Source organism: Martelella alba, from assembly GCF_005217455.1.
Taxonomy (GTDB): domain Bacteria; phylum Pseudomonadota; class Gammaproteobacteria; order Enterobacterales; family Enterobacteriaceae; genus Acerihabitans.
The window spans coordinates 1-20,027 of sequence record NZ_SZPQ01000028.1 but is presented as its reverse complement, the minus strand read 5'-3'; the positions used below and the strand labels follow the sequence as shown (position 1 = coordinate 20,027).

Genomic DNA, 20,027 nt, shown 5'->3' with positions numbered 1-20,027 from the left:
GGCTTCATACTCATCATTTCTCAAAACGCGCCACAATGGTTTTGCCGCGATTTGAAGCACTCAGTGTAATCATGCCATGTCGATGCCTTGATCCGACGTCCAGCCTACCGGAATAGGCTATTAATACCGGTTTTTCCGGTTTTCCCCGAGCCTGTAGAATGGGGGTATAATTATTCAGTACGCTTTTTTTTCACCGGCCGTTGCCAACCGTCAATATGGGTTTGCCGCACCCGGCTCAACACCAATTCGTTCTCCGCCACATCACGGGTCACCGTCGTGCCGGCGCCGATGGTCGCCCCACGGGCCACGTTAACCGGGGCGACCAATTGCGTGTCGGAACCGACGAACACATCATCGCCAATCACGGTTCGGTGTTTGTTGGCGCCATCGTAGTTACAGGTAATGGTGCCAGCGCCGATATTCACGCCGGCGCCGATATCCGCATCACCGAGATAGCTCAGATGACCGGCTTTGGATCCCTTGCCCAGCCGGGCTTTCTTCATTTCAACAAAATTGCCGACATGGGCGCCTTCATCCAGCTCCGCGCCGGGGCGTAAACGGGCGAAAGGCCCAACGGTGCTGTCGGCGCGCAAAACCGCGTTTTCGATAACCGTATAAGGGCTTATCACGACGTTTTCGCCAATATCACAATCCTTCAGCACGCAGCCGGTACCTATGCTGACGTTTTTGCCCAAACTGACCCGCCCTTCGATAATCACATTGGTATCAATAAGGACATCACTGCCACAGATCAGTTCGCCGCGCAGATCAAAGCGCGCCGGATCCGTTAACATCACGCCCGCCAACAGCAGCTTTTCCGCCTGCTGCCGTTGATAAATCCGTTCCAGCGTTGCCAATTGCAGACGGTTGTTTATGCCATCCACTTCCCAGGCATAACCGGGCTGCACGGTTTCAATCCATCGTCCTTCGTCGGCGGCCATGGCGATAATGTCGGTCAGATAATATTCCCCCTGAACATTGTTATTGTTCAGCTTAGCCAGCCAGCGCTTCAAATCGCCGCCGCCGGCCACCAGAATACCGGTATTGATTTCGTTAATCCGACGCTGGGCTTCGCTGGCGTCCTTTTGCTCGATAATCCGGGTGACCCGGCCATTTTCCCGGACAATCCGCCCGTAACCGGTGGGATCGTCCAGCGTGATGGTCAGCAGGCCGATGCCGCCGGCCGGTTTCGCCGCCAGCAGGCGTTTAAGGGTATCCGGCGTAATTAGCGGCACATCGCCATACAGAATCAGCACATCCTGATCATCAAGCAAAAATGGCGCGGCTTGTTGCACCGCATGTCCCGTGCCCCGTTGTTCTGATTGCAACACCCAACTCAGCCGGGTATCGCTGCCCGCAAGCCGTTCCCGTAATAGCTCGCCGCCATGACCGAAAACCAGGTGTATACGTTCGGCATCCAAACCTTTGACAGCGTCGATGACATGGCTTACCAGCGGTTTGCCCGCCAGCGGATGCAGGACTTTGGGCAAATCGGAATACATGCGGGTGCCTTTGCCCGCGGCAAGTATGACCACGCTCATTGCTCGATTCGACATAACCATCCTGATGAATCACGTTCAATAGTGGAAAGTAAACCCGTTCATAAGCGGGATTACTACATATTTTGGTCCGAAAAATGCTTTATGGTCGCGAAATACCCGGCCCGATCAAAATAGTACCCCGAACCTGATGGAATGGGCAATTGATGGCGACCTGCGGGGGATTAAGGCGCGGAAATCCGGTCAAAATGGCCTGGTAAAGCCCTGGAAATGGGCAGACTTTTTTTTAGGCAAAAAATAAGGGCGGGATTTCTCAGGGCATTATCGATTGTATTTGTCATGGAATGGTGAATTACCTAACGAGTGCGGTGATGATCCGAATTCTCACAACGAGAGTGTGATGGTATTTGCCTGTACTACGGGAAAGGATCTTCTTAAGTGTATAATTTATTTTACAAGTAATTATAATTTATAAATATGCGAATTTCCCCAAAAAAAAACCGGTCGACATGACCGGTTTTTCAATATTAATAATCTGCTGATTACATTGCCTTTTTAGTCAGCTCAATAACCCGCAGTTTAGCGATAGCCCGGGACAGTTCCGCTGAAGCCTGAGCATAATCCACATCACCGTGGGAATTATTGATATGCTCTTCCGCCATGCGTTTGGACTCCATGGCGCGCGCTTCATCAAGGTCCTTGCCTCTAATGGCGGTATCGGCCAACACGGTAACAACGGAGGGTTGCACCTCGAGCACGCCGCCGGAAAGGTAGATATACTCTTCCTCGTTGTGCTCTTTAACGATACGCACCATACCGGGCTTGATGGCAGTGAGCAGCGGCGCGTGACCGGGGTAGATACCCAGCTCGCCCTCGCTTCCCGTCACCTGGATTTTCTGTACCAACCCGGAAAACATTTTCTGTTCCGCGCTGACGACGTCCAGATGGTAAGTATGTGCAGCCATGTCACCCTCCTCTCGCGGCGTTACAGTTTCTTGCCTTTTTCCACGGCTTCATCAATGGAACCCACCATATAGAACGCCTGCTCCGGCAGGTGATCATATTCGCCGTCCATGATGCCCTTAAAGCCACGAATAGTATCCTTTAGGGGAACATATTTACCCGGCGAACCGGTAAAGACTTCGGCGACGAAGAATGGCTGGGACAAGAAGCGCTGGATCTTACGGGCGCGGGACACCACCAGTTTGTCGTCTTCCGACAACTCGTCCATCCCCAGGATGGCAATAATGTCCTTCAGTTCCTGGTAACGCTGCAGGATAGACTGCACGCCACGGGCCACGTCATAATGCTCTTGCCCGACGACCAGTGGGTCTAACTGACGGCTGGTGGAGTCGAGGGGGTCAACCGCCGGGTAGATACCCAAAGAGGCGATTTGACGGCTCAATACCACGGTAGCGTCAAGGTGGGCGAAGGTGGTGGCTGGCGACGGGTCGGTCAAGTCATCCGCGGGAACATAAACGGCCTGCACGGAGGTGATGGATCCGGTCTTGGTGGACGTGATACGTTCCTGGAGAACGCCCATTTCTTCCGCCAGCGTCGGCTGGTAACCCACGGCCGAGGGCATACGGCCCAGCAGCGCCGATACTTCGGTACCGGCCAGGGTATAACGGTAGATATTATCGATAAACAATAAGACATCGCGACCTTCATCGCGGAATTTCTCGGCCATGGTCAGACCGGTCAGAGCCACGCGCAGGCGGTTTCCCGGCGGCTCGTTCATCTGCCCGTACACCAACGATACCTTGTCGATAACGTTCGAATCGGTCATTTCATGGTAGAAGTCATTCCCTTCGCGGGTACGCTCGCCCACGCCGGCAAAGACTGAATAACCGGAATGTTCAATGGCGATATTGCGGATAAGCTCCATCATATTAACGGTCTTACCCACGCCGGCGCCGCCAAACAGGCCGACTTTACCACCCTTGGCGAACGGACACATCAGGTCGATAACCTTGATGCCCGTTTCCAGCAGTTCCTGCGCGCTGGACAACTCTTCATAATTCGGCGCCTGGCGATGGATGGACCAGCGTTCATCCTCGCCGATATCGCCTTTCATATCCACCGGCTGGCCCAGGACGTTCATGATGCGTCCCAGTGTGGCCTTGCCCACCGGAACTTCAATCGGACGTTCCAGGTTGGTTACTTCAAGGCCGCGGCGCAAACCGTCGGATGAGCCCATGGCGATGCAACGTACCACGCCGCCGCCTAATTGCTGTTCAACTTCCAGCACCAACTTGGTGGCACCGTTTTCCACTTCAAGAGCGCTATACACTTTCGGCACGGCATCTTGAGGGAACTCGACGTCAACCACGGCGCCGATAACCTGGATAACATTTCCAGTAGCCATCATGAATCCTCTACGTAATTCGTAACCCTAAACCTAAACCGCGGCGGCTCCCGAAACGATTTCGGTGATTTCCTGAGTAATGCTGAATTGACGGGCCTTGTTGTAAACAAGCTGCAACTCTTTGATCAGGTTGCCACCGTTTTCCGTTGCGGCCTTCATCGCTACCATGCGCGCGGCCTGTTCACTGGCCAGATTTTCGACAACGCCCTGATAAACCTGCGACTCCACATAACGACGCAACAATGTGTCCAGCAGCGACTTAGGATCAGGTTCATACAGATAATCCCAGGTTTTTTTCTTAAGATTTTCATCGTCTTCCGCAGGCGGCAGCGGTAAAATCTGTAAAAGTTGCGGTACCTGGGACATGGTATTAACGAATTTATTGCTGACGATATAGAGCTTATCCAAGCGGCCTTCGTCATAAGCTTGCAGCATGACTTTTACCGGACCGATCAGTTCCGACAGCGTGGGGTTATCCCCCATGCCAGTGACCTGGGCAACCACTTTACAACCGATGGTATTGAAAAAAGACACCCCTTTGGAGCCGATCAACGCCAACTCCGCCTCAACGCCTTTTTCCCTCCAGTCCTTCATGTCCGCCAGCACTTTCTTGAACAGGTTAATGTTCAGGCCGCCAGCCAGGCCACGGTCGGTGGACACCACCAGATACCCGACGCGCTTGATGTCGCGATCTTCCAGGTAAGGATGCTTGTATTCCAGATTCCCCAACGCCAGATGACCTATCACATTACGCATCGTTTCCGCATAGGGACGGCTGGCCGCCATGCGCTCTTGCGACTTGCGCATTTTGGAAGCGGCCACCATCTCCATCGCTTTCGTGATCTTCTGCGTGTTCTGGACGCTGGCGATCTTGCCTCGTATCTCTTTCGCGCTGGCCATCTTTGCTTCTCCTCATGGCATTATGGCCTGCCGGAACAGGCCATATCGCATTACCAGGTCTGGGTCGCCTTGAAGTTATCGAGCAGGCTTTTCAGTTTGCCTTCGATATCATCGTTGTACGCGCCGGTCTGGTTGATTTGTTGCAATAGTTCACCTTGCTCGCGCTCGGCGTAGGCCAACAATGTGGCTTCGAAATCACCGACTTTCGCCAAAGTCACGTCTTCCAGATAGCCGCGTTCCGCTGCGAACAACACCAGCGATTGCTGGGCCACAGACATGGGCGCGTACTGTTTCTGTTTCAACAGTTCCGTGACTTTCTGTCCATGGTTCAGTTGCTTGCGAGTCGCTTCATCCAAATCGGAAGCGAACTGAGAGAACGCGGCCAGCTCGCGGTACTGGGCCAATGCCGTGCGGATACCGCCGGACAGCTTCTTCATGACTTTCGTCTGCGCGGCGCCGCCCACACGGGAAACGGAAATACCGGGGTTGACCGCCGGACGGATACCCGCATTAAACAGGTTCGTTTCCAGGAAGATCTGACCGTCGGTAATGGAGATCACGTTGGTCGGAACGAACGCGGATACGTCGCCCGCTTGGGTTTCGATGATCGGCAGCGCCGTCAGTGAACCGGTTTGGCCTTTCACTTCTCCCTTGGTAAACGCCTCGACATATTCGGCGTTGACACGGGAAGCCCGTTCCAGCAAACGGGAGTGAAGGTAGAAAACGTCCCCTGGATAAGCTTCACGTCCCGGCGGACGACGGAGCAGCAGCGAAATTTGCCGATAGGCGACCGCCTGTTTGGACAAATCATCGTAAATGATCAGCGCGTCTTCGCCGCGGTCGCGGAAGTATTCGCCCATGGCGCAACCGGCATAAGGCGCAAGATATTGTAGCGCGGCGGATTCGGATGCGGTGGCCACCACGACGATGGTATTGGCCAGCGCGCCGTGTTCTTCCAGTTTACGCACCACATTGGCGATGGTAGACGCTTTCTGGCCGATGGCGACGTAAATACATTTGATGCCGGAATCGCGCTGATTGATGATGGCGTCAATTGCCAGCGCGGATTTACCGGTCTGACGGTCGCCGATGATCAATTCACGTTGCCCGCGGCCGATGGGGATCATGGCGTCGACGGACTTATAGCCGGTCTGCACCGGCTGATCGACCGACTGACGTTCGATAACGCCTGGGGCGATAGCTTCGACCGGCGAGAAACCGTCATGCTCCACCGGACCCTTGCCATCTATGGGCGCGCCCAGGGTGTTCACCACGCGGCCCAACAAGCCGCGGCCTACCGGCACCTCGAGAATACGGCCGGTACATTTAACCTTATGGCCTTCTTCCAGATCGCCATAAGGGCCCATCACCACGGCGCCGACCGAGTCGCGTTCCAGGTTAAGGGCTATGGCGTAACGGTTGCCGGGCAAAGAAATCATTTCGCCCTGCATGACCTCGGCCAGACCATGAATGCGGATAATCCCGTCACTCACGGAAACGATGGTACCTTCATTGTGAGCTTCGCTCACCACATTGAACTGAGCAATGCGCTGCTTGATCAGTTCGCTGATTTCGGTGGAATTCAGTTGCATGCTCCAGTCCCCTTAAGACTGCAATACGTCTGCCAGGCGTTCGATCCGACCGCGTACGCTGCCGTCTATCACCATATCGCCCGCACGAATAATGACGCCGGCAATCACAGACTTATCAATTTGGCAATTCAGCTTAACTTTGCGTGACAGACGTTGTTCCATCGCGGCGGAAATTTTCGCCAATTGTTCGTCTTTCAGCGTAGTGGCGGAAACCACCTCCACTTCCGCAGTCGATTCCTGCGCCGAACGCAGATGAACAAACTGTTCCAGCACATCCGGCAAACCCGCCAAACGCCCGTTTTCGGCCATGACCCTGATCAGATTCTGACCCGCCTGGTCGAGTTGATCGCCGCATACGGCGACAAACGTTTCCGACAATGTTTCAGGAGCCACGGCGCCGGACAACAATTGCGCCATTTGTTCGTTACGGCTGACTTCGGCGGTAAACGCCAGCATGTTTTGCCATTGTTCGACGCACCGATGCTCAACGGCATAGTCAAAAGCCGCTTTGGCGTAGGGGCGAGCTACAGTTACCCATTCAGACATCGGCCCCTCCCTCCCTAAAGTTCAGCGACCAGTTTATCAACGATATCGCTGTTGGCGGCTTCATCCACGGAACGTTCGATGATTTTCTCGGCACCCGCCAAAGCCAGCAACGCGACTTGCTTGCGCAACTCCTCGCGAGCACGCTTGGTTTCGGCTTCGATTTCAGCCTGCGCCTGCGCTACGATTTTATTGCGTTCTTCTTCAGCTTCCGCTTTTGCTTCATCCAGAATCTGAGACTTGCGCTTGTTGGCTTGCTCAATAATGGTCTGGGCTTCGGCTCGCGCCTTATTCAAGTGTTCGGTCGCATTGGCCTGGGCGATGTCCACTTCTTTCTTGGCAAGATCCGCAGAAGCGAGGCCGTCAGCGATTTCTTTCTGACGCTTCTCAATGGCAGCCATTAACGGCGGCCAAATATATTTCATGCAGAACAGGACAAACAGGACAAACGCGATGGCCTGGCCGAGGATTGTTGCGTTAAGATTCACAGCACAATGCCTCTTATAAAGTTAACGGAATGATGTTGTACTAAAATCACGCAATGGTAAACACTACGCCACAGCAAACATCACGTACAGTCCCAGACCCACGGCGATCATCGGAATGGCGTCGACCAGGCCCATAACGATAAAGAATTGAGTACGCAGCAGGGGAATCAGGTCCGGCTGACGCGCGGCGCCTTCCAAGAATTTACCACCCAGGATGCCGATACCGATCGCAGCACCGATTGCCGCCAGACCCATCATCACAGCGGCAGCCATGTACAGCAGATCGAGATTCAGGTTTTCCATGACAGTCTCCAGTTTGTTTCAGTTTAAACGCAACATTATTGTAAAAATATCAATGTGTTTCAGATGCCATCGCGAGATAGACAATCGTCAGCACCATAAAAATAAACGCTTGCAGCGTGATGATCAGGATATGGAAGATGGCCCAGGGCACATTCAGAATCCATTGCGACCACCACGGCAGCAGACCGGCGATCAGAATAAAGATCAATTCGCCCGCATACATATTGCCGAACAACCGAAGGCCGAGCGACACTGGTTTGGACAGCAGGCTGACGGCCTCGAGTATGAAGTTGATGGGGATCAGCGACCAATGATTGAAAGGCTGCATGGTGAGTTCCTTCACGAAACCGCCGATACCTTTCATTTTCAGGCTGTAGAACAAGATCAGGATGAACACGCCGAGCGCCATTGAAATCGTGATATTCACGTCGGCCGAAGGCACGACGCGCAGCGCGGGCAGACCCAACACATGTTCGCCGATGTAAGGCAGCAAATCGATAGGCAGCAGATCCATCAGATTCATCAGGAAAACCCAGACGAAAATGGTCAGGGCCAACGGGGCGATAAGCTTGCTTTTGCCGTGGAACATATCCCTGACGCTGCTGTCGACGAAACCCACTATCAATTCAACAGCGGTCTGCAATTTACCGGGAACGCCGCTTGTGGCGCCTTTAGCCACCCGCCCGAAAATCGCAATAAAAATCACGCCCAGCAGCAAGGAAAAGAACATGGAGTCGATGTTCAACGTCCAGAAGGTTGCCGGACCGTTATGGGGATTTACCAGTTCGAAAGTACGCAGGTTCATCTGAAGGTTGTTCAGGTGGTGTCCTATGTACTCCTGTGGAGTGGAAACTTCTCCTGATGCAGACATGATGCCTCTTACCCTTTGTTGTTGATTACGGCTGGTGCCAGGATCTGCACAATCAGCACCGATAAATAGGTCAGGCCCAATGGTACGAACGCTGCCTTGAACACGCCAAGCGCCGCGATCAGCAAAGCTATCGCAAAAATCACTTTGAGTGCCTCTCCCATGGCAAACGACCAGGCGACGCGCCCCGCTGCGGGAACCTTGACCTGATGGCGCCAGGCAAACACCACAAACATCACGTTGGGCAACCAGGCGGCCAGTCCTCCGCCAATGGCGGAAATGCCCCAATACCTATCCCACAAAGCGAACAGCGCGCTTACCAAAACGAAAGTCATGAGCTGGACAAACAACAACTTTCCGGCAACTTTCCCGCTGTAGAGGGATAAGGACATGACTTTGCTTTTCTCCGCACCCGCTCAGGTCAAACTGAAGGAGTATAAAACTGCCTTTAGCGTCATGAGTCAAGCAGCTAAAAACGTGCAAATTATACGGGTCAATACTATGAATTCAATCCATAAGTAGCGTAAAGGTGAACAATAAATTAAATACCTTCATTTCGTCCCGTTTTCTTAGCAAAACGCGGGAATCATACCATGCATAACATGAGAGTGCTTGAGCAATTATTACATATCAAACTGTGCGCATGATCACATTAAATCCCGATTTTCACGCTAACCCATTGAAAAAGGTTGGCTGTCTTTTACAAAGATTGATGATATTAAACGAAAAATTTCAGTAAGTTAGATTTAAATCTAAAAAAAACAGGCTTTATGGGCGAAGTCCATCTCAAATGTGCGATTCAGCAAGAAAATTTTTTCACGCCACTTCGGGAATATCGCAGACATTTTTAGACACATATATTTTCCTTAGTGACTATTAGCTCATGAACGAGATTATTGGTCATGGACATGCTAAGAAAATGTGAAATATCAGTGAATGGTATTTGAAATGTCTTACTCTCACCCTTCCGTGTCATAGAGAAAATTCGCATCCATACTATTCAACTTTTTATTGATAAAAAACAAATTTTATTGAAGCCGAAGAATGATCAAGTGCCGCTCCTCGGCTAGGGACGGCACCTGCAACTTAATCACGGCGTCCACGGCAACCCGCCCTGCCAACGCGGCCAATTCCGGCTCCGGAACCGCGCCCTTCAAGGCATAGAAACGACCTAGGCCAGGCGTCGCCAAATGTTTACACCAAGACAGCATATCGTTAACGGACGCGAACGCGCGGCTTAAAACGCCATCGTAAGGCACGGAAGGGGCGTACTCCTCAACACGGCATTGAACAATTTCGATATGGGTCAAAGACAGCTCGTGCTGTATCTGGCGTAAAAACCGGATACGTTTGCCCAGACTGTCCAACAAGGTAAAGTGCGAATCTGGACGGATAATAGCCAAAGGGATCCCCGGCAAGCCGGCACCCGTCCCCACATCGATAAACCGCTTCCCGGACAGATAAGGATTGACCACGATACTGTCCAGAATATGCCTTACCAGCATTTGTTCAGGATCGCGCACTGAAGTGAGGTTGTAAGCTTTATTCCATTTATCAAGCAATTGGACATAAAGCAGCAATTGCCCTTTTTGCTGATCGGACAGCATGATGCCGGCCTGACTCAACAAAGCGTCCAGTTTACGCAACATACATCCGTCCTCACCCAAGGGGTAATCATTGTTTATCTCGGTTTTACAGCGGCTTAGGCGCTACGGCGCAACAAACCCTGTTTTTTCAGCCATATTAGCAAAATAGAAATGGCAGCGGGCGTAACGCCGGAGATCCGCGACGCCTGCCCTATGGAACCAGGCTTATGATCATTGAGTTTGGCTATCACTTCGTTGGACAGTCCGGACACGGCCACATAATCCATATCCGCTGGCAGCAACGTATTTTCATGGCGCGATTGGCGTTCCACTTCATCCTGCTGACGGGTGATATACCCTTCGTACTTGATTTGGATTTCCACCTGCTCGGTGGCTTGGCGATCATCCATTGACGGAGAAAACATCGGCAACGCCGTCAGCAGATCATAGTTCATTTCGGGGCGGCGCAATAATTCCTCGCCGTTAGCCTCACGCGATAACGGCGCTTTCAATAGCGCATTGACTTTCTCCGTCTCATGATCATCGCGGGGATGAACCCAGGTATCGCGCAGGCGTTGCCGTTCCTGCTCAATATGCTCGCATTTTTCAGCAAACCGTCCCCAGCGCTTGTCATCCACCAGCCCCAATTTCCGGCCCGTTTCAGTTAAGCGGATATCGGCGTTGTCTTCACGCAGCAGCAGGCGATATTCCGCCCGGGAGGTAAACATCCGGTAGGGCTCTTTGGTGCCAAGCGTACACAGATCGTCAACCAGCACGCCCAGATAGGCCTGATCGCGGCGCGGGAACCACCCTTCGAGATCCCTGGCGGATCGGCCGGCGTTGATCCCGGCGAGCATCCCCTGCGCAGCGGCTTCTTCATAGCCGGTGGTGCCGTTGATCTGACCGGCGAAGAACAAACCGCCGATATATTTGCTTTCCAGGGTAGGATGCAGATCGCGGGGATCGAAGAAATCATATTCGATAGCATATCCCGGACGGACGATCAACGCGTTTTCCAGCCCCTTCATCGAATTTACGATTTGCATCTGCACATCGAAAGGCAGGCTGGTTGAAATCCCGTTTGGATAGATTTCATTACTGTTCAACCCTTCCGGTTCAAGGAAGATCTGATGTGAATCGCGATCGGCGAATCGCATGACCTTGTCCTCTATGGATGGGCAATAGCGTGGACCCACACCTTCAATGATCCCGGCGTACATGGGGCTACGATCAAGATTTCGGCGGATCGTCTCGTGTGTTTGCTCATTGGTATAAGTAATATGGCAAGGCACTTGCCGTGGGTGCTGATCCGCCGACCCCAGAAAAGAAAAGACCGGTACCGGCGTATCCCCCTGTTGCTTGGCCAGGACACTAAAATCAATGGTGCGGGCGTCAATGCGCGGCGGTGTGCCGGTCTTCAGACGCTTGACGCGAAAAGGCAGCTCCCGCAAGCGTTTGGCCAAGCCGATAGACGGCGGATCGCCGGCGCGGCCACCGCTATAGTGTTCCATGCCGATATGTATTTTGCCGTCCAGGAAAGTCCCAACCGTCAACACTACGGAGCGCGCGCGAAATTTCAGCCCCATTCGGGTAACGGCCCCGGCAACGCAGTCGTTTTCAACAATCAAATCTTCCACCGGTTGCTGAAAGATCGTCAGATTCGGCTGGTTTTCCAGAGCGGTTCTTATCGCCAAGCGGTAAAGCAAACGATCCGCCTGAGCGCGGGTAGCCCGAACGGCGGGCCCTTTGCTGGCGTTTAGTATCCTAAACTGTATCCCTGCCCGATCAATAGCGCTGGCCATCAACCCGCCCATGGCGTCGATTTCTTTAACCAAATGACCCTTGCCGATGCCGCCGATTGCCGGATTGCAGGACATTTGTCCCAATGTATCGATGTTATGGGTTAGCAGCAGCGTTTTACATCCCATGCGCGCTGACGCCATGGCCGCTTCAGTTCCAGCATGGCCGCCGCCGATAATAATGACGTCAAAATGATCGGGATAAAACATGTTGCTGATACCTCGCGTTGGGGCAAAAAATCATCTGTCGCTTCCGGGAATGAGGATTCTACTCGACTTTGCCTGTGATACAAGACCTGGAGGATCCGCGGATAATTAAAGAAAGATCTTTTTATTTAAAGATCTTTTTATTATGTTAACTACTAGGATCGCGATCCCTGTGGATAAAATCAGTTTCATTTTATAAAACAGAATATTATAAATGATCATAGCTTGTGCATTAAGCGTGATCCCCTTCGGTATAAACTGGGATCAACCTTGCTGGTTACCCACAGGCTAAAGGTTGAGCAAGGGTTATTCAGTGGATAAATACCTGATATCACCGGGTTATCCGCTAATTTATCCACATAAAAAGATCCGTTTAGTGGGAGATTTTTTTGATCCAGGACATCAGCCACTCGCCGGCCGGATCCTCGGGTATTTCATGTTGGGTAATGTCGATCTTCAAGATGTCGCCAATCCGTTGCGCGCCTCTTTCCTTTAGCAAACGATCAACGCGATCTATGGCTCCGCAGAAGGTATCGTATTCACTGCTGCCGATACCAATGGCCCCGTATGTCACCGCGGTCAATGTCGGCTGCTGTTGCGCAAGGTTTTCGTAAAGCGGTTGCAGATTGTCCGGTAAATCCCCGGCGCCATGCGTAGAGGTAACTATCAGCCAGATGCCCCGCGGTGTCAGTTCGTCCAATTCGGGGCCATGCAGTATTGCAATAGTGTGCCCCTGTTGCTGCAAAAGATCGCCAAGGTGTTCGGCGACATATTCGGCGCCGCCTAACGTACTACCGGAAATGATCGTAATTTCGGCCATATGTTTACCGCTTGTGGATTCAGCCGCTATTGTACGCTGTGGATGACCTGGGATCTACCTGTGGATAATAGGGGTATTTACTGGTGTATTTAAAGAGATGGCGTGTCCATCGACAAATTTTCAGGGTACGATCGTTCGACTGATAGGGTTTTGCAAAGAGATCAACGTCTCGGTGGACTGGATCTCGTCTATGGTTTGAATCTTGTTGATCAGCACTGATTGCAGCGCATCAATGGAACGGCACATGACTTTAATGAAAATGCTGTAATGGCCGGTGGTGTAGTATGCTTCCACCACTTCTTCCAGGGCCTCAAGTTTTTTCAACGCCGAAGGATAATCCTTGGCGCTTTTCAGGATTATGCCGATAAAACAACAAACGTCATATCCCAACTGCTTGGCGCTGACATCCACCCTGGCGCCGATGATAATCCCCGCTTGCTTCATCTTTTCAACCCGTACATGAATCGTACCGGCGCTAACCGCCAGCTGTTTGGCCAGCTCAGCGTAGGCAGTACGGGCATTGCCCATTAAGGCTTTCAAAATGGCGCGATCGAGATCGTCAATTTGATAGTTATCCGGCATGGTTTCCTCTCGATGGCCTTCCGCGGGCAGTCACCGGCGAACGGCTATTCATGACTGGCGACGCCAAAAACGCACCATCCGGCTTTTCAAACCGGTATCGAATCGCCAGATATGGTCAAAGATCTTCAGGATACCCGGTTTTCCCATGTCGGACAGGGCCACGGCATGAAAACGTTGCTGCTGCCGTTGCTGATGGCGTTTAATCCTGGCTATCAGATCTTCGGGCAACCGCTGAGCGATAAAATCGGAAATCACCACCGCGTCGGCATCCCGCCAGTCCGGCGTCGCCAGTTTATCCGCCAGCGCGCCTAAACAGGCCGACAAATCCGTCCCGCCCTTAAATCCCTGGCCGAGAAAACGAACCGCCTGTTCCAAGCCGGAACGCGCTGTTAGCTCATAGCTGACCATACCAGTGGAAAAAAGCGTGACATAGCAGCGCCGATTGTCCGCCAGGGCAACCCGCATCAAGGCCAAACATAAGGCCTTGGCGTAATCTTCGTTGAGACCGCTCATGGAACCGGAAGTATCCACACATACGATAAACGGTCCACGGGGTTGCGTTTCATGTCGTTCACCGCGCGCCGGAAGCAGGCTGGCCCGTTCCCGCCAGGCATCGCCTTGCAGGCGATAGGTAAGCAGCCGTTTCTCCAGAAGCCGTCGATAAAAATCGAATTCCAGTTCGTTTATCCCCAGCGCCACCAGTTCCGAAGGTAACAATCGCAACAGATCATCGCTTTGATGAATGCCGCTGATTTCTTCAGGTTGCACCGCAGGTTCGCGAATTTTTAGCCGTACCCACTGTCGAGTCGTTTCCCCCACGGTTTGCGATGTCGCCTGGCGGCTACGGCCCAGTTGCTCGGCCAATGCCTGTAATTCAGGCTGCTGGCTTAGAAATTCGCCATACCGCACGAGTTGCTTTAAATCCTGTTGTCGCCATTGTCCGGCGGCCATATCCCAAAGCCTGATTGCCGAGTCCTCGTTTTCCGCCAGTAACGGAACCAGAGCGCCGCTGGCGGTTAACTGCCGCTGCAATTCATCCAACAGCATTTCCCGTTCCTGCTCTAACATACGGCGATGCAGCATGGTTGTCTGTAATGTCAGGCTTAGCCGCCAGCGTTGTTGGAACAGTAGCCGGAAACTGTGTTCCGGCCGGGTATCGTTTAAGGTGGCATTGCGTATGAGCGTTCGGGCTTGTTCATGAAACGCCGATGCCAATCGCTCAAGCTCAACCAAAGTCCGCGGCAGCGTATCATTGAATTCCTCCGGCGATAACAACAGACAAGCTTGATAAAGATGGAATTCTTCAGCCAGAATCGGAGGTACGCGGGTGTGTTTCAGGGTCAGTTGCAGTTGCCGTTTAATGGTGGAGGCATGTTGGTTCAGCGCTTTTCTCAAAGACGGATATCGTTCGATGAAAATGGCCAACTGCGGACTGGCGAGCAACGTCAGGATAAAATTATCCAGTATCTCGCTGTCGTTGATCGACAAGAACATTTCCATTGTCGTTAAAGCCAGCATGATGCCTCAGCTCTGTCGGGCGTTCTGTAATTGTTGCGAGACCTCCAGTAGACTGGCCTCGATTTTCGCCACCCATTCTTTGGTGATGAACAAACACGATTGATGCTCACTGAAACGAGTGCGCTGCTGGTGATATTGCCGCTCGATGTCATCAAGGACCTGTTTGAGTTCTTTGGGCATGTCCTCCGGGTGCGTCGGGCGGTTCACTGATACCAGCGAAGATTGTCGGCTGATATCCAGGACTTCCAATTGGCCTTGATTGTTTATCCGCGCTTCTATCGGCTGGGCAAAGCCGATATCGTTCAGCTTCGCCTTTAATATACCGCCTTTTACCAACCACTGCTGCAGCGTATCCCGCTCAATAGCGATCTCGGTCACTGAAATATCATGTAACACCAGCGGCGAAAACAATATCAGTCGAAGGGATCGATCATTTATTGATTCTGGCAGGGCATAGAGTGGTTTGCGCGTCATCAGACCGCGATGGACGGTAACGGTCAGCGCTTCTCTGGCATAATTCGAATGGTCGATTTCTCGTTTTTTTCTTAAAACATCCTGAATTTTAAGCAACATCTCCTGTTGCTGATAGCCGTTTTCGAGGATGACCCCCTCAACTTGCCGCTCCACCAGGTTGCGGTCGTCGGGATCATGCCAAAGGCATTCGCTGAGCAGGATGATATCCACCGGCGCTATTGTTTGCCGATCGCTGAAAAAAGCACAGGCCTGTAACAAGCGCAGCGCCTTTTTCCATCGCCGGTCGGAAACATAGGGCGCATCGGATAACGCATCCAGCCGTTGCCGTAGCTGGTAAATCAACTCAAAGCCGTCAGATGACAGCACCACCTGGTCGATTTTCGCCTGCCAAGCCAGATACTCTTCGTCACTGATTTTTATCGCCTCGGGGATCACTTGCGCTCCGGGTTCCCGCGAGTTGGTCAGCAAAGCGTGAAAATTAGATTTGTCCTTGACCTTTTGCAGCCAAAGACGGATGAGCATACGATCATAGAGGGCCTCAAGACCGCTTTCGGCGTCCGGCAATTCATTGGACGCTGTGATCAATAAACGCATCGGTAACTGCTGTTCGGTATCGCCGTTACGAAAACGCCGTTCGTTAATGGCGGTTAATAACGTGTTAAGTATGGCGGGACCCGCTTTCCAAATTTCATCCAGGAAAACAATCTCCGCTTCCGGCAAGTAGCCTTTGGTCAGGCGTTGATAGCGTCCATCTTCCTTTAACGCTTGCAAGGATAGCGGACCGAACACTTCTTCGGGGGTTGAGAAGCGGGTCATAAGATAATCAAAGGCCCTGGCATGACTAAAAGCCAGTTTGATGCGGCGGGCTATCAAGCTTTTAGCTATGCCGGGCGGCCCCAGCAAAAATACGCTTTCGCCGCACAACGCCGCCAGCAGGCAAAGACGGATGATATGCTGCCGCTCATACAGTCCGCTTTCCAATGCATTGCTTAAGCGGTAAATTCTATCAACCAACAAAGGGGAATGAGCCATAATAGATGCATAACCCATCAGATAATAATCTTAAAACAATAAACCACTTATTTTTATAATGATAGTTTCGGCGGTTCTGGGTCTTGGCCGCGGCTGTTCGGAGCCGATGGTTTTTTCGTCAGCCTTCCCCGTCTTTCCTTTCAGGCCACCGCGAGCAGTGTTGAAAACGCTCCGACGATTTTTATGTCTTCAAAGATGAGATTAAATTAGGTATTTTGCCAGTTTCATGCATACTGTGCGCCTTTTGATGAGCTAAGGATCAAGCCCACCTAACGCTTACGGAAACATAACAGCGCGAAGAGTTTATGAGCAGAGAGATTAAACAGTCCTTGCCGGCAGTGACACTTGCCGCTATCGGTGTGGTTTACGGAGATATCGGTACTAGCCCTCTCTATACCCTCAGGGAATGTCTGTCGGGTCATTATGGCTTCGGCGTGGAGCGGGATGCCGTATTCGGTTTCCTCTCGCTGATTTTTTGGTTATTGATACTGATCGTCTCATTTAAGTATCTGACTTTTGTAATGAAAGCGGATAACTCCGGTGAAGGCGGCATTTTGACGCTAATGTCGTTGGCCGGTCGTAATACATCGGCTCGCCTGACATCGACCCTGGTGATTCTGGGATTGATCGGCGGCAGTTTTTTTTACGGCGAGGTGGTGATTACCCCTGCCATCTCGGTGCTTTCAGCCATTGAGGGGTTGCAGATCGCCGCGCCCGCCCTTGATACCTATATCATGCCATTGTCGGTCGCTGTTTTGACCCTATTGTTCGTTTTACAGAAAAAGGGCACCGGCGGTATCGGGAAAATGTTCGCGCCAGTCATGGTACTATGGTTTGTTTCGCTTGGCGTTCTTGGTCTTAGAGGGGTGATCCTGAACCCGGAAGTGTTGTATGCCCTGAATCCCAAATGGGCGATCAACTTTTTTTTCCAATATAAATTAGTGTCGTTTTTCGCTCTGGGTGCGGTGGTGCTGGCGATAACGGGTGTTGAGGCCCTGTATGCCGACATGGGGCACTTCGGCAAATTGCCGATTCGCATCGCCTGGTTCAGCACGGTTTTACCCTCGCTGGTGCTGAATTATTTTGGTCAGGGCGCGTTGTTGCTGAAAAATCCGGCGGCGATAAAAAATCCCTTCTTTTTGCTGGCGCCTGACTGGGCGGTAATCCCTTTACTGATTCTGGCGACGCTCGCGACGGTTATTGCGTCGCAGGCCGTCATTTCCGGGGTTTTTTCCCTTACCCGCCAGGCTGTTCGTCTGGGGTATCTGCCGCCCATGCGGATTATCCATACCTCGGAAATGGAAGCGGGACAAATCTATATTCCCTTTATTAATTGGCTGCTTTATAGCGCCGTGGTGTTGGTTATCCTCAGTTTTGAGCATTCAAGCAACCTGGCGGCGGCTTATGGCATCGCCGTCACTGGCACTATGGTGTTGACCAGCATACTGTCGTGTACCGTCGCGGTAAAAAATTGGCACTGGAACCGTTTTCTGGTGATGGTTCTGCTGGCGATTTTACTGTGTATGGATGTCCCGATGTTTTCCGCTAATGCCATGAAGATCTTTTCTGGCGGCTGGTTGCCCCTCTTGCTGGGCTTTTTGATGTTTATTGTGATGACAACCTGGAAGAGCGAACGTTTCCGTTTATTGCGTCGACTACATGAACATGGCAACTCCTTGGAAGCCATGATCGCCTCGCTGGAAAAATCGCCGCCGGTCAGGGTGCCGGGTACAGCGGTATTCATGTCGCGAGCCATGAACGTTATCCCTTTCGCTTTATTGCATAATCTGAAGCACAACAAAGTGCTTCACGAACGGGTGGTCTTATTGACCCTACGTACTGAGGATGCGCCTTTTGTGCATAATGTCCGCCGGGTGACTATCGAACAGCTGTCACCGACTTTCTGGCGGGTGGTGGCCAGTTACGGTTTCAAGGAAACACCCGATATGGAGGAAATTTTCCATCGCTGCGGCTTGGAGGGCTTGTCTTGCCGAATGATGGAAACGTCGTTTTTCATGTCCCATGAATCTTTGATCCTGGGCAAACGGCCTTGGTATCTGCTTGTTCGCGGCAAGCTGTTTATTGCGCTCAGCCGCAATGCCCTCCGTGCGCCCGACCAGTATCTCATCCCGCCCAACCGAGTTATTGAACTCGGTACGCAGGTGGAAATTTAACTATACTCGTCATACTTCACGCTTCGCGTTGCCTGTTTATTGGCTGTACTCGTTTGCCGTCGCGATGCAACTTGAAGTACGAGAGTATGTACCGGCAATCATTGATTCAATGCCGGACGATTTCAGGGATGACAAAGCGCCGCCAATGCGTGGCGTCAATCATTTTCGGCCAGCAATTTCCGACAAGCATTCATGGCTGTCGCGGGATTGCTGGCAAGGATGGCATCGACAATGGCTTGATGGAAATCCAGTCGGACGACTTCATCGCTGACAATGGCGCGGAAATAGCTTTGGTAAAGCGAGCCGAAGAGATTAGCGAACGACGACAGGAATGGGTTGCCGCTCATCTCATATATTTGTCGGTGAAATTTGGTGTCGACATTGATCCAGCGCTCCCGATCGAAGCGCTTGCGCAGCGCGCTCATTTCCTCCATTAACAGTACCAGATGGTATTTCTCATCTTCCGCCGCATTGACCGCGGCCAGCGCGCAGGCCTGGGGTTCCAGGCTGGTGCGCATAATCAGGAAATGCCCCAGTACCTCATCGAAATTCTCCCGGGTGATCCACCAACTGAGTAACTCCTGGTCAAGGAAATTCCATTGGTGCCGAGGCAACACCCGAGTGCCGATACGCGGCCTGGGCAACAGCATGCCCTTTGCGGCAAGTATTTTGACCGCTTCCCTGACCGCCGTTCGGCTTACGCCGAAGAGATCGCCCAGTTCGATTTCGCCGGGCAGAATATCACCGGCCGTGTATTCGCCGGCCAATATCCGTTGCCCCAGTTTCTCAGCAAGAAGGTATGAGAGATTGCGTTGTGCGGCTTGTTGTTGCGCTGTTAAGTGCATCGCGGCCTGTCCTGTGCTGATTTCATTCACTTCATATTATGCTTTCGTCAGTCTTGACGGCGGAACAAATGTTGTAATTGCTGCGGTGATCCATGATTTTTCGCATTGTTTGTCGAAAAATGAAGCGATCAGTTTTTTTTTACCGGGAAAAACTTGTCAGGCCGTGATAAGTCCCTATAATGCGCCTCCACCGACCGGCGTTGTACAAAGGACCGGATCGGTAAACAATGCGTTGAGGCGCTACTACGGATGATGTTAATGTCCCGTAGGTTGAAATTAGCTCTTGACTCTTTAGCGGGAAAACGTAATATACGCCACCCGCGCCGGTCGTGATTTCACGGGTTCCGGCACAGCTCTTTAACAAGTTATCAGACAATCTGTGTGGGCACTCGCAAGACCTATAGATTCACAAAATCAAGTCTTGAAGAG

At 52.1% G+C, this 20,027-nt stretch carries 18 protein-coding genes; 1 reads left to right on the top strand and 17 read right to left on the bottom strand.

All coding sequences use genetic code 11. The features are described 5' to 3' along the window. Nucleotides 1-170 precede the first annotated feature (170 nt). The 16 genes from glmU to ravA all read right to left on the bottom strand — a co-directional run bounded on the left by glmU (nucleotide 171) and on the right by ravA (nucleotide 16,579). Nucleotides 171-1,556 carry a bifunctional UDP-N-acetylglucosamine diphosphorylase/glucosamine-1-phosphate N-acetyltransferase GlmU gene (gene glmU / locus FCN80_RS17680; RefSeq protein WP_136991498.1) on the bottom strand — a complete coding sequence of 462 codons (1,386 nt, stop codon included), beginning with the start codon at nucleotides 1,554-1,556 and terminating at the stop codon, nucleotides 171-173. A 485-nt stretch (nucleotides 1,557-2,041) separates the two neighbouring features. Continuing rightward, entirely contained in the window at nucleotides 2,042-2,464 is a 423-nt protein-coding gene (locus FCN80_RS17675) for a F0F1 ATP synthase subunit epsilon (RefSeq protein WP_136991497.1), read from the bottom strand. 20 nt (nucleotides 2,465-2,484) lie between these two features. Further along, nucleotides 2,485-3,870 (bottom strand): F0F1 ATP synthase subunit beta, encoded by a 1,386-nt coding sequence (gene atpD, locus FCN80_RS17670; protein WP_230492750.1) that lies wholly within the window; start codon nucleotides 3,868-3,870, stop codon nucleotides 2,485-2,487. A 30-nt stretch (nucleotides 3,871-3,900) separates the two neighbouring features. After that, nucleotides 3,901-4,767: a F0F1 ATP synthase subunit gamma gene (atpG, locus tag FCN80_RS17665; RefSeq protein ID WP_136991495.1), complete on the bottom strand. Its 867-nt coding sequence runs from the start codon at nucleotides 4,765-4,767 to the stop codon at nucleotides 3,901-3,903. 50 nt (nucleotides 4,768-4,817) lie between these two features. Beyond that, nucleotides 4,818-6,359: a F0F1 ATP synthase subunit alpha gene (atpA, locus tag FCN80_RS17660; protein ID WP_136991494.1), complete on the bottom strand. Its 1,542-nt coding sequence runs from the start codon at nucleotides 6,357-6,359 to the stop codon at nucleotides 4,818-4,820. A gap of 12 nt (nucleotides 6,360-6,371) precedes the next feature. Beyond that, complete coding sequence (atpH, locus tag FCN80_RS17655) at nucleotides 6,372-6,905, bottom strand: F0F1 ATP synthase subunit delta (RefSeq protein ID WP_136991493.1); 534 nt, start codon at nucleotides 6,903-6,905, stop codon at nucleotides 6,372-6,374. A gap of 14 nt (nucleotides 6,906-6,919) precedes the next feature. Then, nucleotides 6,920-7,390 carry a F0F1 ATP synthase subunit B gene (gene atpF / locus FCN80_RS17650; protein ID WP_136991492.1) on the bottom strand — a complete coding sequence of 157 codons (471 nt, stop codon included), beginning with the start codon at nucleotides 7,388-7,390 and terminating at the stop codon, nucleotides 6,920-6,922. Between the two features lie 63 nt (nucleotides 7,391-7,453). Next, nucleotides 7,454-7,693, bottom strand: a complete 240-nt coding sequence (atpE, locus tag FCN80_RS17645; protein ID WP_132924133.1) for a F0F1 ATP synthase subunit C — start codon at nucleotides 7,691-7,693, stop codon at nucleotides 7,454-7,456. Nucleotides 7,694-7,742: 49 nt separating this feature from the next. Further along, a complete protein-coding gene (atpB, locus tag FCN80_RS17640; protein ID WP_136991491.1) occupies nucleotides 7,743-8,564 on the bottom strand; it encodes a F0F1 ATP synthase subunit A in 822 nt (273 codons plus the stop codon). A gap of 8 nt (nucleotides 8,565-8,572) precedes the next feature. After that, nucleotides 8,573-8,953 carry a F0F1 ATP synthase subunit I gene (gene atpI / locus FCN80_RS17635; RefSeq protein ID WP_136991490.1) on the bottom strand — a complete coding sequence of 127 codons (381 nt, stop codon included), beginning with the start codon at nucleotides 8,951-8,953 and terminating at the stop codon, nucleotides 8,573-8,575. A 636-nt stretch (nucleotides 8,954-9,589) separates the two neighbouring features. Further along, a complete protein-coding gene (gene rsmG / locus FCN80_RS17630) occupies nucleotides 9,590-10,210 on the bottom strand; it encodes a 16S rRNA (guanine(527)-N(7))-methyltransferase RsmG (RefSeq protein ID WP_136991489.1) in 621 nt (206 codons plus the stop codon). Nucleotides 10,211-10,263: 53 nt separating this feature from the next. After that, nucleotides 10,264-12,156, bottom strand: a complete 1,893-nt coding sequence (gene mnmG, locus FCN80_RS17625) for a tRNA uridine-5-carboxymethylaminomethyl(34) synthesis enzyme MnmG (RefSeq protein WP_136991488.1) — start codon at nucleotides 12,154-12,156, stop codon at nucleotides 10,264-10,266. A gap of 370 nt (nucleotides 12,157-12,526) precedes the next feature. Then, nucleotides 12,527-12,973: an FMN-binding protein MioC gene (gene mioC / locus FCN80_RS17620; RefSeq protein ID WP_136991487.1), complete on the bottom strand. Its 447-nt coding sequence runs from the start codon at nucleotides 12,971-12,973 to the stop codon at nucleotides 12,527-12,529. Between the two features lie 120 nt (nucleotides 12,974-13,093). After that, entirely contained in the window at nucleotides 13,094-13,555 is a 462-nt protein-coding gene (asnC, locus tag FCN80_RS17615) for a transcriptional regulator AsnC (RefSeq protein ID WP_136991486.1), read from the bottom strand. 48 nt (nucleotides 13,556-13,603) lie between these two features. After that, nucleotides 13,604-15,073: an ATPase RavA stimulator ViaA gene (gene viaA, locus FCN80_RS17610; RefSeq protein WP_136991485.1), complete on the bottom strand. Its 1,470-nt coding sequence runs from the start codon at nucleotides 15,071-15,073 to the stop codon at nucleotides 13,604-13,606. Nucleotides 15,074-15,079: 6 nt separating this feature from the next. Next, nucleotides 15,080-16,579 carry an ATPase RavA gene (gene ravA, locus FCN80_RS17605; protein ID WP_136991484.1) on the bottom strand — a complete coding sequence of 500 codons (1,500 nt, stop codon included), beginning with the start codon at nucleotides 16,577-16,579 and terminating at the stop codon, nucleotides 15,080-15,082. 305 nt (nucleotides 16,580-16,884) lie between these two features. On the opposite strand from ravA, the gene kup reads away from it, so the two are divergent. Further along, on the top strand, nucleotides 16,885-18,753 hold the full coding sequence (kup, locus tag FCN80_RS17600) for a low affinity potassium transporter Kup (protein WP_136991483.1): 1,869 nt from the start codon (nucleotides 16,885-16,887) through the stop codon (nucleotides 18,751-18,753). A 155-nt stretch (nucleotides 18,754-18,908) separates the two neighbouring features. On the opposite strand, the gene FCN80_RS17595 is transcribed toward kup, so the two are convergent. After that, nucleotides 18,909-19,598, bottom strand: a complete 690-nt coding sequence (locus tag FCN80_RS17595; protein WP_136991482.1) for a FadR/GntR family transcriptional regulator — start codon at nucleotides 19,596-19,598, stop codon at nucleotides 18,909-18,911. Nucleotides 19,599-20,027: the final 429 nt, after the last annotated feature.

Excerpts from the sequence above, each read along its gene's own strand:
- rsmG (WP_136991489.1), bottom strand. The coding sequence starts at position 10,210 with ATGTTGCGTAAACTGGACGCTTTGTTGAGTCAGGCCGGCATCATGCTG.
- atpD (WP_230492750.1), bottom strand. The coding sequence starts at position 3,870 with ATGATGGCTACTGGAAATGTTATCCAGGTTATCGGCGCCGTGGTTGAC.
- atpG (WP_136991495.1), bottom strand. The coding sequence starts at position 4,767 with ATGGCCAGCGCGAAAGAGATACGAGGCAAGATCGCCAGCGTCCAGAAC.
- FCN80_RS17595 (WP_136991482.1), bottom strand. The coding sequence starts at position 19,598 with ATGCACTTAACAGCGCAACAACAAGCCGCACAACGCAATCTCTCATAC.
- FCN80_RS17675 (WP_136991497.1), bottom strand. The coding sequence starts at position 2,464 with ATGGCTGCACATACTTACCATCTGGACGTCGTCAGCGCGGAACAGAAA.
- kup (WP_136991483.1), top strand. The coding sequence starts at position 16,885 with ATGAGCAGAGAGATTAAACAGTCCTTGCCGGCAGTGACACTTGCCGCT.
- ravA (WP_136991484.1), bottom strand. The coding sequence starts at position 16,579 with ATGGCTCATTCCCCTTTGTTGGTTGATAGAATTTACCGCTTAAGCAAT.
- atpB (WP_136991491.1), bottom strand. The coding sequence starts at position 8,564 with ATGTCTGCATCAGGAGAAGTTTCCACTCCACAGGAGTACATAGGACAC.
- atpA (WP_136991494.1), bottom strand. The coding sequence starts at position 6,359 with ATGCAACTGAATTCCACCGAAATCAGCGAACTGATCAAGCAGCGCATT.
- atpH (WP_136991493.1), bottom strand. The coding sequence starts at position 6,905 with ATGTCTGAATGGGTAACTGTAGCTCGCCCCTACGCCAAAGCGGCTTTT.
- mnmG (WP_136991488.1), bottom strand. The coding sequence starts at position 12,156 with ATGTTTTATCCCGATCATTTTGACGTCATTATTATCGGCGGCGGCCAT.
- atpE (WP_132924133.1), bottom strand. The coding sequence starts at position 7,693 with ATGGAAAACCTGAATCTCGATCTGCTGTACATGGCTGCCGCTGTGATG.
- viaA (WP_136991485.1), bottom strand. The coding sequence starts at position 15,073 with ATGCTGGCTTTAACGACAATGGAAATGTTCTTGTCGATCAACGACAGC.
- mioC (WP_136991487.1), bottom strand. The coding sequence starts at position 12,973 with ATGGCCGAAATTACGATCATTTCCGGTAGTACGTTAGGCGGCGCCGAA.
- asnC (WP_136991486.1), bottom strand. The coding sequence starts at position 13,555 with ATGCCGGATAACTATCAAATTGACGATCTCGATCGCGCCATTTTGAAA.
- glmU (WP_136991498.1), bottom strand. The coding sequence starts at position 1,556 with ATGTCGAATCGAGCAATGAGCGTGGTCATACTTGCCGCGGGCAAAGGC.
- atpI (WP_136991490.1), bottom strand. The coding sequence starts at position 8,953 with ATGTCCTTATCCCTCTACAGCGGGAAAGTTGCCGGAAAGTTGTTGTTT.